At 55.3% G+C, this 14,767-nt stretch carries 14 protein-coding genes and 2 riboswitches; of the genes, 7 read left to right on the top strand and 7 right to left on the bottom strand.

Annotated elements, in window-relative coordinates:
- Positions 1-6 precede the first annotated feature (6 nt).
- A riboswitch (glycine riboswitch) is annotated at positions 7-139 on the bottom strand.
- A gap of 1 nt (position 140) precedes the next feature.
- Positions 141-247: riboswitch (glycine riboswitch) on the bottom strand.
- Between the two features lie 61 nt (positions 248-308).
- Positions 309-842, bottom strand: coding sequence for a hypothetical protein (locus tag DFP90_RS16025; RefSeq protein WP_115937528.1), 534 nt, complete (start codon positions 840-842; stop codon positions 309-311).
- Between the two features lie 50 nt (positions 843-892).
- Complete coding sequence (locus DFP90_RS16020) at positions 893-1,132, bottom strand: CDGSH iron-sulfur domain-containing protein (RefSeq protein WP_115937527.1); 240 nt, start codon at positions 1,130-1,132, stop codon at positions 893-895.
- A gap of 114 nt (positions 1,133-1,246) precedes the next feature.
- On the opposite strand from DFP90_RS16020, the gene ispH reads away from it, so the two are divergent.
- From ispH to DFP90_RS15990, 6 genes are all read left to right on the top strand, one after another.
- Positions 1,247-2,191 carry a 4-hydroxy-3-methylbut-2-enyl diphosphate reductase gene (gene ispH / locus DFP90_RS16015; protein ID WP_115937526.1) on the top strand — a complete coding sequence of 315 codons (945 nt, stop codon included), beginning with the start codon at positions 1,247-1,249 and terminating at the stop codon, positions 2,189-2,191.
- A 31-nt stretch (positions 2,192-2,222) separates the two neighbouring features.
- Entirely contained in the window at positions 2,223-3,188 is a 966-nt protein-coding gene (locus DFP90_RS16010; protein WP_115937525.1) for a homoserine kinase, read from the top strand.
- A 4-nt stretch (positions 3,189-3,192) separates the two neighbouring features.
- A complete protein-coding gene (gene rnhA / locus DFP90_RS16005; protein WP_115937524.1) occupies positions 3,193-3,654 on the top strand; it encodes a ribonuclease HI in 462 nt (153 codons plus the stop codon).
- Positions 3,655-3,748: 94 nt separating this feature from the next.
- The gene (locus DFP90_RS16000) at positions 3,749-5,590 is read left to right on the top strand and encodes a chloride channel protein (RefSeq protein WP_115937523.1); all 1,842 of its coding nucleotides are present in this window, start codon (positions 3,749-3,751) and stop codon (positions 5,588-5,590) included.
- A gap of 114 nt (positions 5,591-5,704) precedes the next feature.
- Positions 5,705-6,511 (top strand): substrate-binding periplasmic protein, encoded by an 807-nt coding sequence (locus tag DFP90_RS15995; RefSeq protein WP_115937522.1) that lies wholly within the window; start codon positions 5,705-5,707, stop codon positions 6,509-6,511.
- Positions 6,512-6,677: 166 nt separating this feature from the next.
- Positions 6,678-7,040: an immunity protein Imm33 domain-containing protein gene (locus DFP90_RS15990; RefSeq protein WP_181905400.1), complete on the top strand. Its 363-nt coding sequence runs from the start codon at positions 6,678-6,680 to the stop codon at positions 7,038-7,040.
- A gap of 24 nt (positions 7,041-7,064) precedes the next feature.
- Here the strand turns inward: DFP90_RS15990 and dusA are convergent, their stop codons facing one another.
- Positions 7,065-8,087: a tRNA dihydrouridine(20/20a) synthase DusA gene (dusA, locus tag DFP90_RS15985; protein ID WP_245957094.1), complete on the bottom strand. Its 1,023-nt coding sequence runs from the start codon at positions 8,085-8,087 to the stop codon at positions 7,065-7,067.
- A gap of 200 nt (positions 8,088-8,287) precedes the next feature.
- On the opposite strand from dusA, the gene DFP90_RS15980 reads away from it, so the two are divergent.
- A complete protein-coding gene (locus DFP90_RS15980; RefSeq protein ID WP_115937521.1) occupies positions 8,288-9,034 on the top strand; it encodes an SPOR domain-containing protein in 747 nt (248 codons plus the stop codon).
- Between the two features lie 59 nt (positions 9,035-9,093).
- Here DFP90_RS15980 and DFP90_RS15975 read toward each other — a convergent pair whose 3' ends face one another.
- The 4 genes from DFP90_RS15975 to DFP90_RS15960 all read right to left on the bottom strand — a co-directional run bounded on the left by DFP90_RS15975 (position 9,094) and on the right by DFP90_RS15960 (position 14,745).
- On the bottom strand, positions 9,094-9,672 hold the full coding sequence (locus DFP90_RS15975; protein WP_115937520.1) for an HD domain-containing protein: 579 nt from the start codon (positions 9,670-9,672) through the stop codon (positions 9,094-9,096).
- Positions 9,669-10,775 (bottom strand): 2-trimethylaminoethylphosphonate dioxygenase, encoded by a 1,107-nt coding sequence (gene tmpA, locus DFP90_RS15970; protein ID WP_181905399.1) that lies wholly within the window; start codon positions 10,773-10,775, stop codon positions 9,669-9,671. The genes DFP90_RS15975 and tmpA overlap by 4 nt, the downstream gene beginning before the upstream one ends.
- A gap of 177 nt (positions 10,776-10,952) precedes the next feature.
- Positions 10,953-13,931 carry a hypothetical protein gene (locus DFP90_RS15965; protein ID WP_147301037.1) on the bottom strand — a complete coding sequence of 993 codons (2,979 nt, stop codon included), beginning with the start codon at positions 13,929-13,931 and terminating at the stop codon, positions 10,953-10,955.
- Positions 13,876-14,745, bottom strand: a complete 870-nt coding sequence (locus DFP90_RS15960) for a fimbrial biogenesis chaperone (protein WP_147301036.1) — start codon at positions 14,743-14,745, stop codon at positions 13,876-13,878. The genes DFP90_RS15965 and DFP90_RS15960 overlap by 56 nt, the downstream gene beginning before the upstream one ends.
- Between the last annotated feature and the right edge of the window lie 22 nt (positions 14,746-14,767).

Below are 14,767 nucleotides of genomic sequence, written 5' to 3'. Positions count from 1 at the left end.
TGGACCCCTTCTGTCATCGAACCTGAGAGTGTGACCATTTACATCCTTCCGGGAAAATATCCCAAGATGTTCCGGCTTACCCCTTCGGTGGAATGGCCCTTTCCTATCCCTAAGTCCCGGCCAATCACTTTCCAGAATGCCTTCCGTGCGCGGTCCCTTTGCCTGAGAGATTCCGGGGTGGTTGCTCCTTCGGCGTCAAGACATCCCGAATAACTCCGGGCATCGTGAGCTCTCCCACGCACGTCAGTAGGCTGACGCACCTAAGCTATAGAGCGTCGCACAGAAGTCAATACGCTAAATTAGGTAGATCAGAAAAGAGTAGAGTTTTTATTGAACTTATATTCTTCACGGCTCAGTTCAAATGACAGGAAAATCACGAAATCATCGGCTTTCTGGCCTTCCTTGAGCGGGATATCGATCAGAAAACGCTCCAGATAGCTGATTTTGCCACGGTTGCCGGTGAAATCGAGACTGATATCCATGGTCCGGCGGTTGATGATATTCCGGTCCAAATCGGTAACCGCCATGATGATGCTCGTGGTTGTCTGGTCGGATTCGAGCGCTGGGCCTTTGGTGGCATCCAAAACCACCAGAAGTCCGACTTCGACCATTTCGTCATCGACATTGCATTCACCGGCCACCCGAATGAATTCCGTTTCCAACAGCACATCGGTGATGTCGCGGCCGCCGCCGGGCTGATACCGGACCAAGTTGGCGCCTCCGTCCAGGACGCGGGCTTCGGGGCAGGAGGCTTCCACGGGGGCGGCGAAAAAATCGCTGCTGCAGGCGGAAAGCAGGGAAGCGGTCAGAATCAAAAAGGTTACGGACAGCGCCTTGTACATGGGATTGGTCGGCCTCGGCTCAGGTTGGACGGATGGTTTTGGTGAGAAAGTTAAATCTTGTTGTGGCTGCCGTCGCACAGTGGTTGTTTATGCGAATGTTTGCAACCGCAGAAAAACACGGTTCGGTCTTTTTCCGCGCTATATTTCATTGGCACGAAGTCGGATCCCTTGTGGGAGCCATCGCAAAATGGCTGTTTCGCCGATTTTCCGCAGCTGCACCAGAAATAGGATTTGCCGGCTTCGACCTCAATGGAATAGGGCGTTTTTGAGGCTATGACTGGATCAGACATCTCTGCTCTTCCTTCATCGGGCCTGCTGGTATAAACATGCGCCAAAGTGAATTACCAATCTAGAGCCAGTTGCCGGTGGCGGCAAGTGATACCAGATGACCAGATGAGGATGAAATGACAGGCGCGTTGAAGATATTGCTGGCAGGGCCGCGCGGTTTTTGTGCGGGTGTGGACCGTGCGATCCTGATCGTGGAGCGCGCCTTGGAAAAATATGGCGCACCGGTCTATGTCCGCCATGAGATTGTCCATAACCGCTTTGTGGTGGAAACCCTGGAGGCCAAGGGCGCTGTCTTCGTCGACGAGCTGGATGAATGCCCGGATGACCGGCCGGTGATCTTTTCCGCCCATGGCGTGCCGAAATCCGTACCGGCGGAAGCCAGCCGCCGGGAGATGTTGTATGTGGACGCCACCTGTCCGCTGGTCTCCAAGGTGCATCGTGAATCCGAACGCCATCATCGCAATGGCTGTCATATTGTCCTGATCGGGCATGCTGGCCATCCGGAGGTGATCGGCACCATGGGCCAGTTGCCCGAGGGTGCGATGAGCTTGGTGGAAACCGTTGCCGATGTGGACAAATTGGTGGTGCCGGAAGGTGAGCCTCTGGCCTATGCCACGCAGACAACCCTGTCCGTGGGGGAGACGGCAGATATCCTGGGGGCATTGCGCAAACGTTTCCCGGAAATCAAAGGGCCGAATAAGGAAGATATCTGTTATGCCACCACCAACCGCCAGGTGGCGATTCGTGAGGTGGCGGGGCGCAGCGACATGGTTTTTGTGATCGGGGCACCGAATTCCTCCAATTCCAGGCGTCTGGTGGATGTGGCGGTGGAAAGCGGCTGTGCCAATGCAATGCTGATCCAGCGCGCGCGCGATATCGATTGGTCGGTATTTGAGGGGATCTCGGTGCTGGGAATCACGGCCGGGGCTTCTGCGCCGGAAGAGTTAGTGGCCGAGGTGATTGACGCATGCCGGTCGCACTTTGACGCGGTAGAGGTCGAAGAAGTGGTTACGGCCGTTGAAGATGTCGAATTCAAACTCCCGCGCCAGCTGACGGCGTGAGGCATAAACGTTATCGAACAGGGCTTAACTGATGGCGGTCTATACGGAAGTCACCGACGACGATCTCGAATCCTTTGTCGCCGACTATAATGTCGGTGAGGTGCTGGCTTGTAAGGGCATCGCGGAAGGGGTGGAAAACTCCAATTTTTTCCTGCAAACCCAACAGGATTCTTTCATCCTGACCTTATATGAAAAACGGGTAAATGCAGATGATCTGCCGTTTTTCCTGGAATTGATGGAACATCTCGCCGATCGCGGGATCCGCTGCCCTTTGCCGGTGAATGGCCGTGACGGCCAGTCATTGCGCCGCCTGTCAGGCCGCCCGGCGGCCCTGTTCACCTTTCTGGAAGGGATGTGGCCACGCAAGATCCATCCCTTTCATTGCGCGGAGCTGGGCAAGGCAATGGCGCAATTCCATGTGGCGGGGCTGGATTACGGCAGGACACGCGCAAACAATCTGACGGTTGGCAATTGGCGGCCGCTGCTGGAAAGCTGTGGCGGGCGCGGGGATGAGGTCAAACCCGGGCTGACTGATTTTCTTGCGCGCGAATTGGATTTTCTGGAAGCAAACTGGCCCAAAGACCTGCCGCGTGGGGTGATCCATGCGGATATGTTCCCCGATAATGTCTTTTATCGCGGGGAAAGCCTGTCCGGCATCATTGATTTCTATTTCGCCTGCACGGATTTCCTGGTTTATGACCTGGCCATCTGCCTGAATGCCTGGTGTTTCGAGCGCGACGGCAGTTTCAACATGACCAAGGCAAAGCTGTTGCTGGGCCATTATCGCAAGGAGCGTGCGCTTTCCAAGGCCGAGATCGATGCCTTGCCGGTTCTGGCACGCGGCGCTGCCATGCGGTTCCTGCTGACGAGGCTGTATGACTGGATCAATCATCCGGAAGGGGCCTTCGTCAAACCGAAGGACCCGATGGAATATCTGCGTTATCTGACGTTCCATCAGTCAGTAACCGGGCCAAGTGCCTATGGGATCGGGGAATAGGGCCATGACGCGGGAATTGACGGATAAATCGGCGGAGCTGCCGGTTGAGATTTTCACCGATGGTGCCTGTTCCGGGAACCCGGGGCCGGGCGGCTGGGGCGCGCTGCTGCGCTGGAAGGGCACGGAAAAAGAGCTGTCCGGCGGTGAGCAAGACACCACCAATAACCGGATGGAGTTGATGGCGGCGATTGCCGCACTGGAAGCCCTGAAACGGCCGAAGAAAGTGGTTTTGACCACAGACAGCATCTATGTGCGCGACGGGATCACAAAATGGATCCATGGCTGGAAGAAAAACGGCTGGAAAACAGCAGCCAAAAAACCGGTCAAAAACGCCGATCTCTGGCAGCGGTTGGAGGCGGCCATGGCCCCTCATGATGTGGTCTGGAAATGGGTCAAGGGCCATGCAGGGCATCTGGAAAATGAACGGGTGGACGAGTTGGCCCGATTGGCTGTTCCCAAGGGATGAGATTATCCAAATGACGTGGCTGTGAACGCGCAAGGCTTCCCAGAAATCGATTAAGCCGTTAAGATGGCTTATCTTTTCTGGAGATCGCGCGCGCATGCCGTATCGGGATATCGCTGCCAAGATCAAGGCGCTTCTGCTGCATGAAAATCTCGTGCTGCTGTTCCTGGCCGTGGTGATTGGGGTGATCGGGGCCTATGTGGCCCTAGCTTTCCGGGAAGTGATCACGGTTCTACATTGGCTTTTATACAGTTCTGACATTGATATGGCGCAGGAGTTTCTGGCGCTCTTCATCGAAGGTTCGGCAAGCCATCGGGAAGAGGCGGAGCAATTGACCTCCCGCATCATCCGTCTGCAATGGTGGCACGTCCTGCTGGCACCGACATTGGGGGGGCTTCTGGTCGGCTGGATCAATCATCGGCTGTTGGAAGGTGGTCGCGGTCAGGGCATCGCCAATATCATTGAGCGTAACGCCCTTCATGGTGCGGAAATGCCGGTCAAACGCGGTTTGTTGGGGGCCATGGCCAGCGCGCTTTCCATCGGGGCCGGCGCGTCGGTCGGGCGCGAGGGGCCGATTTTGCATCTGACCTCGACGGTTTCAACCTGGGTGGCGCTGAAGATGAGGCTTGAACCCCATCATCGCCATACCTTGCTGGGCTGTGCGGTGGCGGCGGGCGTGGCGGCATCTTTCAATGCGCCGATCGCGGGGGTGTTTTTTGCGCTGGAGGTGGTGTTGCGCCATTATGCGCTTTCCGCCTTTGCGCCGGTGGTGCTTTCTTCCGTGATCGGCACCATGATCACAAGAGTGCATTACGGCGATTTCCCGGCCTATGTATTGCCGCATTATGAGATCACCACCTATTGGGAATTCCCGGCCTTCATTCTGTTGGGCATCGTCAGCGGTTTTGCTGCGATCATCTTCATGTGGTCGATCTTTTTCGCTGAGGATAAGGTCAAGAAGGTCAAGATTCCGCTCTGGCTGAAACCGGGGATCGCGGGGCTGATGATTGGTGGGATGGCGTTGGTTTTTCCCCAGGTGCTGGGCGTTGGGTATGACACGACGACCCTGGCGCTGAATGAAGGGTTGAATATCGGGGTCGAGCTGTTGCTGTTGCTGGTGGTGATGAAAACCGCGGCGACCGCGGTCTCTATCGGTGGCGGCTTTGGCGGCGGCGTATTTTCCCCCTCCCTTTTTATCGGGGCGATTGTCGGGTCCGCCTTTGGCATCATCGCAGCCGGGTTTGTCCCCGACCTCAATATTCATACAGGGCTTTATGCTATTGTTGGCATGGCGGCGACCTCTGCAGCGGTTCTGGGTGCGCCGATTTCGACGATCCTGATCATTTTTGAACTGTTGGGCGATTTCAAGATCACCATCGGGGTTATGTCGGGCGCGGCGGTCTCGTCCGTTCTGGTCCACAGCCTGCTTGGAAAATCCTATTATATCTGGCAATTGAAGCGGGCGGACGTTGAGTTGGACGGGGCGCGGGCCATGCAGATCCTGCGCCAGCAGGTAGTGGGCGATGTGGTCAAAAGGGAGTTCCAGTCGGTGGAATCCACCACCAAACTGATGGAGTTGATTGATTTTCTACATACCCAGCCGGAAGACGCGGAGGTGGTTGTGGTGGAAAACGGTCACCGGTTTATCGGCACCATCGGGCTGGAGGATGTCAAAGATGTGGCCTTTGATCCTCTGGCCAACCAGGATGCGATCGAAGCACAGATGTTTTCCAGGCTGTATCCGGTGGTGCTGACCGTAGACCAGTCCCTGGCCCAGGCGATCACCCTGATGGAGCGCTGGGATCTGGACCGCTTGCCGGTGGTGGAGGATGAGGACAGCATGACGGTGGCTGGCATGACGGACAAGAATACCTTGCTGTCGGCCTATGTGAAAGCCCTGCTGCAGGCGGAGGCAGAGGCCCATGGCGGCGGGAAGTAAGGCCAGGGCTTAAAGGGTTTTTTCATGATTAATCAAAAATAAACCGGTCTTTGTTAGCTTTCTTATCGAACGGGTTGCATGAGTGTCTTTCCTGTCAATCAAGGGAGTTGAAAGATGCTTGGAAAGAAACTGGTCCCGCTTGCCGCATTGGTGGCCCTGATGTCATCGGTGAGCCTGACCCAGGCGGCACAGCAGGTGACAATATACGGCGATAATGCCTATCCGCCTTATTCCTATAAGGAAGGCGGGGAAGAACGCGGGATCTATACGGCGATTCTCAAGGAAGCCTTTGCCAAGATGGGGGATTATGAGGTCACCATCGAAATGGTGCCCTGGAAGCGGGCGCTTTCCAGCATTGAAAAAGGTGATGGTTTTGCACTTTATCCGCCTTATCACCGGCCCAGTCTCCGGCCTTGGATCACGCCTTATTCCGAGCCGATTCTGGATGAGACCACTGTTGTTTATTGCCGTGAAGCGGTGATAGCGGAACGGGCGCCGAAGAGTTTTCCTGATGATTACAAAGGTTTGGTTTTTGTGAATAATACGGGCTATGCCTCCGGCGGGGACGCGTTCATGGCCCTGGTTGAGGCAGGCGAGATTAAGATGCAGGAAGCCAAATCGACCCAGTTGAATTTGAAAAAGATGCTGTTGGGGCGCGGCGATTGTTTCATTAATGACCGGCTGAATATTCTGAGTGAGATGAAGAAGCTGGAGGCGGCCGGAGAAGTGAAAGCGGATTCGGAAAAACTGGCTGAAGCCGCAACCCTGACGGTGGAGAAGGGCTATCTGGGCTTTTCCGGGCCAGGGGCGGCCAATTTCCCTTTCATGGGGGATTTCCTGGCCAAGTTCAACGCGATCATTAAGGAGATGCACGCGTCCGGTCGCATCGACGCGATTATCGCAGAGCAGACCGGCGGCTGATCCTTCCCCTTTGCGTTCAAGCCCTCCATTCCCAACCACTGGAATGGAGGGTTTTTGATCTCCGGCAGGTTTGTGATACAATTTCACCAATCGACAGAGGGTGATACCGCGCCCCGGAACATTTCCTGATACATGGCAGTTGTTGGCTCTGGATGGGAGACAGCTCATGAAAGTGAGTGACCTTCAGCGCGATTGCTGCCGCTATTATGATATGGCATTCAAGCCGCCGAAACCGGATCATCTGGTCTGGATTTCAGCCGGTTTTTATGATCCGACCCAACCGGTTGAAGGATCCAGGGGCGCGCTGGATTTTCCGCTGAGCGGCTGGGTGCTGACCACGCCAAAACATGACGGTCGGCCTGACAGTTTGGTTCAGGTGCATTTCCATCATATTGTGGAAAAGCGCCCGGATCTGGCGGTCTATATGGCCCTGCCGCCGGGCTCCAGTTTCCTGCTGGGCAGCCAGAGGGACCATGTCCGGTTTGAAGAATTGCCACCGCCGGAAAATGGTCTATCCAAACTGGCGTGAAGAGATCTTGATCGACAGCCGGGCTTAGGCAGGTGTGCAGGCTTCCCATTCGCCCAGGCGGCTTTCATTGACCTGGGCGGCGGCGCGTTCGATCACACCGGCATCCGCGCCGCTCTGATAGGCGTTTTCGCTTAAATAGCGGCGGAACTGCCGGGCACCGGGACAGCCGTTGAACAGGCCCATGATATGACGGCTGATATGATTGAGATGGATATCTTGTGACAACATCCGCTCCACATAGGGCAGGAATTCCCGGATGATGTCATGGCGTGTCTTGGGCGTTGTTTCCGGTTCGCCAAAAATCCGATGGTCTGCTGCCACCAGGCAATAAGGATCCTGATAGGCCGCCCGCCCGATCATCACCCCATCCAGTCTTTCGAGCTGTTCTTCCGCCTCACCGAGTGACTTGATCCCGCCATTGATTGAGATATTCAGATCGGGCAGGGTATTTTTCAGCCGGTGCACATAATGATATTTCAGCGGCGGCACATCGCGGTTTTCCTTCGGGCTCAGCCCCGCCAGGATGGCGATCCGGGCATGCACGATGAAATGATGGCATCCGGCATCCATGACAGTGCGGACAAATTCCTCCATCTCTTCATAGGTCTCACGCCCGTCAATGCCGATCCGGTGCTTGACCGTAACCGGGATATCAACGGCCTTGTTCATGGCCTCGACACATCGGGCGACCAGCGCCGGGTCCGCCATCAGGCAGGCCCCGAAATTACCATTCTGGACCCGGTCCGACGGGCAGCCGACATTGAGATTAATCTCGTCATAACCGAAATCGGCGACAATCCTGGCTGCTTCGGCCAGATCCGCCGGGTTGGACCCGCCCAGCTGGCAGGCGACAGGATGCTCAAACGGATCAAAGCCGATCAGGCGCTGGCGCTCGCCGTGAATGACCGCACCGGTGGTGACCATCTCCGTATAGAGCAGCATATGTTTGGAGAACAGCCGCAGGAAATACCGGTCATAGCGGTCGGTCCAATCCATCATCGGGGCGATGGAAAGCCGGCGGTTGAAATCTGTCAGGCGCTCGGTCACGGCCAAAGGCCTCCTTGATATGGAACATGATACCTGGGCGCAGAGATAAAGGTGAATAGCGGGAAAATCCAGCCCTGGCTTTGGAACTGGCGGTCCTTGCCCCGGCAGAACCAGTTATCGTCATCAGTGGACATCCACCTAATGTAGTGTATCATTTAATCTAGCACTCAAAGGTAGTTTTTGGTGGCGAGGGGAAGATCATGACAGCTGTTACTGACGGTGATTCCGGCTCGGCAGATACGCCGGAGTTGACGGGGGTCCAAAGAATTCTTATTGGAGTTTCAGGGGGCTTGGCCGCCGGGATCGTCAAATATCTCGGGCAGGATCATGCCCGGGCATTTCCTTCCGATGAAATCATTAACATGAATATGGTGGTCAGTATTCTGATTGGCACCGCGGTTTTGTGCCTGGCCCTAGCAATCGTGGGAGCGATATGTACCTGGGCTTCCACGGGGGAAAAAAGCAGGATCAGGTTGCTGGCAATCGCGGTGGCGGCCCCTTCGATGATCACTACATATTTTGGCGGCGACTCATCTTCTCAGGTCATCGCTTCCTTGCAAACTCAGCAGACAGATGTGGCCGCCGGCATCTTTATCTCAAACGCGCATGCCCAGGCGGTTGAAGATGATAATCGTGTCAAACAGTACGAACAGCCGGGCATTCTGGACTTGGCCGTTGGCGGGTTGAAATCTGTGCTGCGTGTTGGGGAGCGCCAATATTGGATCGTTGTGGGTTCTTTCGAAAACAGGGGGGATGCAAAGGCCTTCATTCAACGTATCGATTCCGTCGACAAAGGTTTAGGCGCTTTCGTGGGACTAAAGAGTAACGGTTTCTATCCTGTCCTGGTGGGCGGTTTGCTGCCTCGGAGTGAAGCAAAAGAGGTATTGGAACGCGCCAAGAATATTGATTTCATTGCAAGGCACGACCCGTTCCTCTCTCCGGGGTGAGGCTGCCTCCATGATAGAGGGCCCAGTGGCCAAGAGCTGCCGCGACGATAGACCAGATGTTAGTTATTGACTGTGATCAATGACTGCAATAGCGGTCGGTAATGTTCAACCGGCGGGGTTTTGACCCCGACATTTTTTCCGGCTTCTTCAAAACGGCGCAGTTTCAAAGCGTCTTCCAGATGCGGATTGGCGGCAAAGACCTTCACTTCTTCGCCATTCATTGGGCCGCCCTGAACCTCCAGGCTCTGTACCGAAGCGGGGGAGAGCATGCTAAAATAATCCGGTTCCACAGCGCAGAGATAACGTTTTGCGCCCACATGCATACGCACCGGTTCCGTGACCTCCGGCGGGAAAAAGGGGCGTAGGAAATCCGCGCCGACATCCTCATGATTATTATCGATCCCCTGTTCCAGGCAGTCCTCGTCCAGTTCATGCAGGAAATGTCCGATATCATGCAACAGGGCGGCGGCAATCAAACTGTCCGGGCTGTCGAACTGGTCGGCCACCACGGCGCATTGCAGGCCATGTTCCTCCTGGCTGATATCCTCGCCAAGATAGGAATGATTGCCCATGTCGTTGAAGAGATCGATGATGAAATCGACCACATTGTCGTGGGTGACATCCTGTTTGGCGATCATGACTGTGCCTCCAGCACGCGCAGCGCGCTCAAGAGTGAATCTTTGTCTGCATAACAGCCCTGGAGATGGCGTTTGCCCCCGCCAAATCCTTTTCGGCCATGCAGGACACGTTGGTTGTCAAAAGCCATCAGCTGGCCGTCGGTCAGTTTGAAGGTCAGTTCAAATTCCGGCCGGTGCAGCATTTTGGCAAACAGACGGTAGGCGTCATAATAGGCCTCCATCTTTTCGGCCGGCAGGTCAAAGGGCGCTGCCGAGCGGTTATTGTAACGAACCGCGATGATCCGGCCCCGGTCGTTCAACTGAATGATCGGCCCCCGGGCCTGCAGGTCAGAGGAATCGCCTCGATAGCGGAATGGTACCCAGTTTTCGCACAAAAGGCCAAAGGCAGCCGGGTTTTCCCGGCGCAGGGTTTCCGCCACATGAAAGCCGTCCACCAGCAGAGTGTCCCCGCCGTCGGGATTGGAAATCAGACAGTGCAACAATTGCAGGCCCGGCACCGGATCGCGATAGGGATTGTCCGTATGCACATTCAAGCCTAAGCCCGTATAGGCGAGATTGACCGGGTTTTCCTCGCTGCGCACCTCAAACAGGCGGCCATAGTTGGTTTCACGCACATAACCGAAAATTTCGGCGGCCCGGCATACCATCCCTTCCTCGCAAGGGACATTTTCCAGAATGCCGAAACCTTGGTCGCGAACCGCCTGAAGCCAGGCCATCCGGGTCCGGTCATCCTCCAGAACACGGGAAAAGTCGAAAACCGGCAGGGATGTCTTCAAATGCGCGCCCCAAAGATCGGGCAAAACTGTTTCGTGCTCCCGGTCATATCGGTTGTCGAAAAGCCAGGAAACCGGGAAACGTGCCACATGCCCATCGGCGGCAAAGGCCACATCCAGATGGTCATCGGTCACGACCGCCCCCTCGATGGAAAGGTCGTCCGGCAGTTCGGTGATATCAAATAGGCGCTGGTCATTATCTGCGTGCCGGGCGCTTTGCCCCCGGTCATTGTCACGCAGCCAGGCCCCGTGAAAGCGGCTGACGGTGCCGTCGGAAAAAACTGCGGTCACACCCTGTTGATCATGCATGACCTCGTTTAAGGAAACCATGGTCGAAATCTCTCCTGAACCCAAATCCGTTTCCAAAGCGATTACCATAGATCAGAACGCCATGGGAAAGGAGGAATTCTCATCGGCTTCATGGATGCATGAGGATACCCTCATGCTGTAACAAAAGAGTATTTTGGATGTCACGAAAGTGGGCCAGGGCGATAGCCGGTGACGGATTTACCACCAATCCCGGATTTCCTCGGGAATAAGCTGTCGGTCGTCAAGAGGCTGGGATTTTCCAGGTCCCGATCGAGGGCCTTTCCCATTGGCTGGGTTGAGGGGGCGGAACGTGCTGTCGACAAAGCTGCAGGTGAATTCCGGAATGGTAAGCAACTGCCCCTGTTTCTCGATTACCAAGGCCTTTTCCGGGTCGGCGCAGGTCACAAGCTGTCCATAGACCTGCGTCTCCGGCGTTTTCACCCTGAGCCGGTATTTGCCGAGCGGTACGGAGGCAAATAAGAAGCTGCCGTCAAATATTGAAACCGCCTCCCGGACATCGTCAGAAGCTTCATTCAACAGTTCCAGCTGAATGCCTTGGAGAGGCCGTTGCATCGGACTGTTATCCGCATATCTTCCCTTCAGCATGATTTGGCCCGTGATTTCGCCGGTCGGTACCAATGGTATGTCCAGAGGCAGCAATATTCCTGTTTTTAGGCGCACTTTCCATTGATTGTCCGCATTGAGGTAAAAGGGGCTTTCCAGGGTATTCTGGTCCAGGAAAATTTTGATCGGGTGGTTAACCCCCAGGGATGTGAGATGTGCCAGGCCGTCATTATTGGTGGTTGCCTGACGGCTCAAAGTCTGAACAACCACATTGGGCAGCCCCGGTTCGCCCGGATCATAAACGCCGTTGCGGTTTAGATCGGAAAAAACCCGGGCGAGTACCGCGCCCGAACTGAGGCCTTCAGGGCGGCGCATGGTGACACCTCCCTCGCTGGCGTCATCTTGTAGGCCGAATGAAAGGGAAAAAGAGAGAGAAAGATCCCCGCTGCTGTTCATGGTCAAAGAACTGCCCAGGTCGCTGTGGCTGTTTTTTGTAAGCACACCCATGGAAAATCCTGTGGTGCGTTCGGCCTTTAGGCCCTGGGTGACGCTGGCGGTCAGGTTCCAGTTTTCATTAATTGATTTGCTGAGCCGAAAATCAGCATTGTTGAAGGATTGTTCGGGGGTAACGTCATAGCTCAGGCGGGACCGGAGGGTCAGATCCTCCCATCGGTTTTGGTAGCTCAGGCTGCCTTCACCATTCCTTGAAGCCGATCCGTTGTCACTCTGCTGCCATGTCAGACGGAAGGTGTTCGATAAGGTGCCATAAGGTGTCGACAAAGACAGGTTGGGCGCGAGGGCAATCTCGGTTTTCTGGTCAGTTGTTTCCTGCCGGTCGATGTTAAATGTGTTCTGGAGCCGCCAGGAGCGGGATTGCCAATCATTGAGGGTGGCATGGGGGAGGGAAAAGAAGATATCAGTTTCCCGTTCCAAATAAGCGTCGCCTTCTTCATTCGTCAGACCCGCGAAACTGAAATACTCATTATGATTAACGCTGACAGACCTGTTAAAGAAAGGCAAACGGCTGGAGAATTTGAGAGCCTGGCCATTTGCAAACTCATGCCCCTGGGTCAGGTCAAGGGCATAGGGAACGGACGCAATACTGTGCCGGATGCCGACACCTGTAAACCCGTATCTTCCGTCATCATTGGTGGTGTGGGAGAGTGACAGATGTGCCGAGAGATTATTGCTGATGCCGTAGATAATGTTAGCCGCGTAGACTGGGTGACTGTCACCGGTTTCATCATCTGTGTTGTCTTCCAGGAGGCTTTCATTATAGCCAAGCAGGGTCCGGTTATCGTCGACAGCGGAAAAGGCGTACCAGAGATTGCCTTTTGAAGGGCGGCCCGCATTGGCGATCAAGGTTTTCTCCTGCGTTTGGACCTGGCCTTCCGGGCCGTAGAAAACGATTCGCATATCGTTGACGCCGCCATTCAAATTCACGTCTTCGAAGCGGTAGCGGCCGTTGTCGCTGACATATTGGAAATCGATGAATTGTCCGTTCCGGTAGAGCTCGACCTCCCAACCGGGCGGACCGTCGCCTTCAAACGTTTCTTCGCCGAAAACGTCAGGTGTCTGCAAAGGGCGGTTCGAGATGCCAAAACCCAGACCCTGGGCGGCAGGTGATCCATTGATGGTGCTGTAACCGGTTACATCGCCCAGAGACAGCCTGGTATAGGGAAAGCTATCATCAAATTCCGCCCGGCTGAAACTGACCCTAAGATCGCTGAGGCCGGTTTCACTATTGGCGACGGAGACCAGCTTTGCGTGGCTGCCGAGGAAATCCGCTTGGACGATATTCTGTGTTCTGCTGGTGAATTGGGCATCGGAATCCTTGTTATCCCGATAGGTGCCGCTGATAGAGGTGGACAGCGAAGGCATGCTGATCAACTGGTGTTCACCATCGACCCAGTCCTTGGGCGCTTCAGTATTCTGTTGGTTCCTTGAATTCTGCAATCTGGCGCGATCCTGTTCCCGGATGATCCGGCTTTCTGCCGGCACAGGTGAACCAGACAGCAGCATGCGCTGGCTTTGACTGTCGATATCGGCTTTCAACTGAAACCAATCATTCAGGCGTTTCCAGTTCACGAATATCCGGTTTTCACGGATCAGGAAGTCGTTTTCCGCGATAGATGAATATTCCTCCCGGATCCTGACCGTGTGGGCCGGGATATTGAGATCGAACAGCCGTTCCGGTTGCCGGATCCAGCCGGAAATCCTTTCGCCATCACGGCGGATGGCAAAATTGGCGGTCTGGGCGAGCGCCATGATATCCAGATAGATGATCTCGCGATCCCGGATCGCAGGCAGGGCATCGTGCAGGACAATGCCGCGTTTCGTTTCGACATGAAAGAACATGCTGCTGGCTTCATCGGGGCTGAATCCGAAAAGCTGTTCGAAAAGAGCCGTGCCGGAATCCGCACCGAAGGCGGAAACCGGCACGACCGGGCAGGTGACTGTGAAAAGGAACAGCCAAACCAGCGTGCCATTCAGGCCCATTCTAAAGGTCGTGGGTTTAGGCCTGGCCGGATGAGACTGTTGTGGAAACTGTGACGCCTTAAAGCGGGAAATCACGTTCAATGACAACGGGGTATGGCACTTTGCTGGTTTCATTGAATGAGATGCTCAACTTGCCGCCTGGATATTGTGCGCGGGCTTCTGTCAGTGCGGTGCTGTCCACCGGCAGCCGGACCAGCATTTCATCCAGCTCGCAATAGGCAGCCACCCCTTTTACATGTCCAAGCAAAACAGGGGCTGCGCCTTGGGTCGGGGCGATGTAATGCGCCTGCAGATTTCCACGGATGGAACGTGCAACGGACTTTCGGATCTTGATGGCCAATTGGTTGCCGCCATTGGTCGTGGGCATCAGGCGGATCTTTTCTATTTCCATTGGGTCGGTTTCGGCAGCGGGCTGGCGTAGTTTAAACAGGGGCACGATCTGGGCTGTCAGCCCGATCAGAGTCACGTTGTTTTCCTGTTGCTGGCCAGACGAAGCCTTCAGGACGGGCAGAGAGTCCGGGCTGGGATAGAAATTAAAGGCTAGATGCACCCGTTCTTCTGGTTTGCCTGCGGCAAGCGGGGCTCGCTGGATAATCTTGATTTCCTGCTGGGTGTTCCCTTGAAGAGTGAATTGCCGGGGCGAAATTTGGAAATCCGCGGGATCCGCGAAACATTCATGCGCGGTGTCATCGGATACCTGCTCCAACGCGCCGACTAGCGACATCATCCGCTTTTGAAAGGTGATGCGGACCAATGCCGGTTCCAAACTGTTATTGATTACGAGAAAAGAGCTGGTCTGGTTGCCATCCTGTATGATCTGGCGTTTGGGCCAAAGCATCATTTCCTGCGCCTGGCTTGCGGTGGCCAGGCTGAGCATGAAGATCATGCCCAGCACTGGACCGAAACTGCCCCTTTGCAGTTTTTTCATGATGAAATGCATGATGGGTGCA

Origin of the sequence: Aestuariispira insulae (assembly GCF_003385955.1) — a bacterium.
GTDB lineage: Bacteria > Pseudomonadota > Alphaproteobacteria > UBA8366 > Aestuariispiraceae > Aestuariispira > Aestuariispira insulae.
The sequence above is the reverse complement of the archived record's forward strand: the minus strand, read 5'-3'. Positions and strand labels throughout refer to the sequence as shown.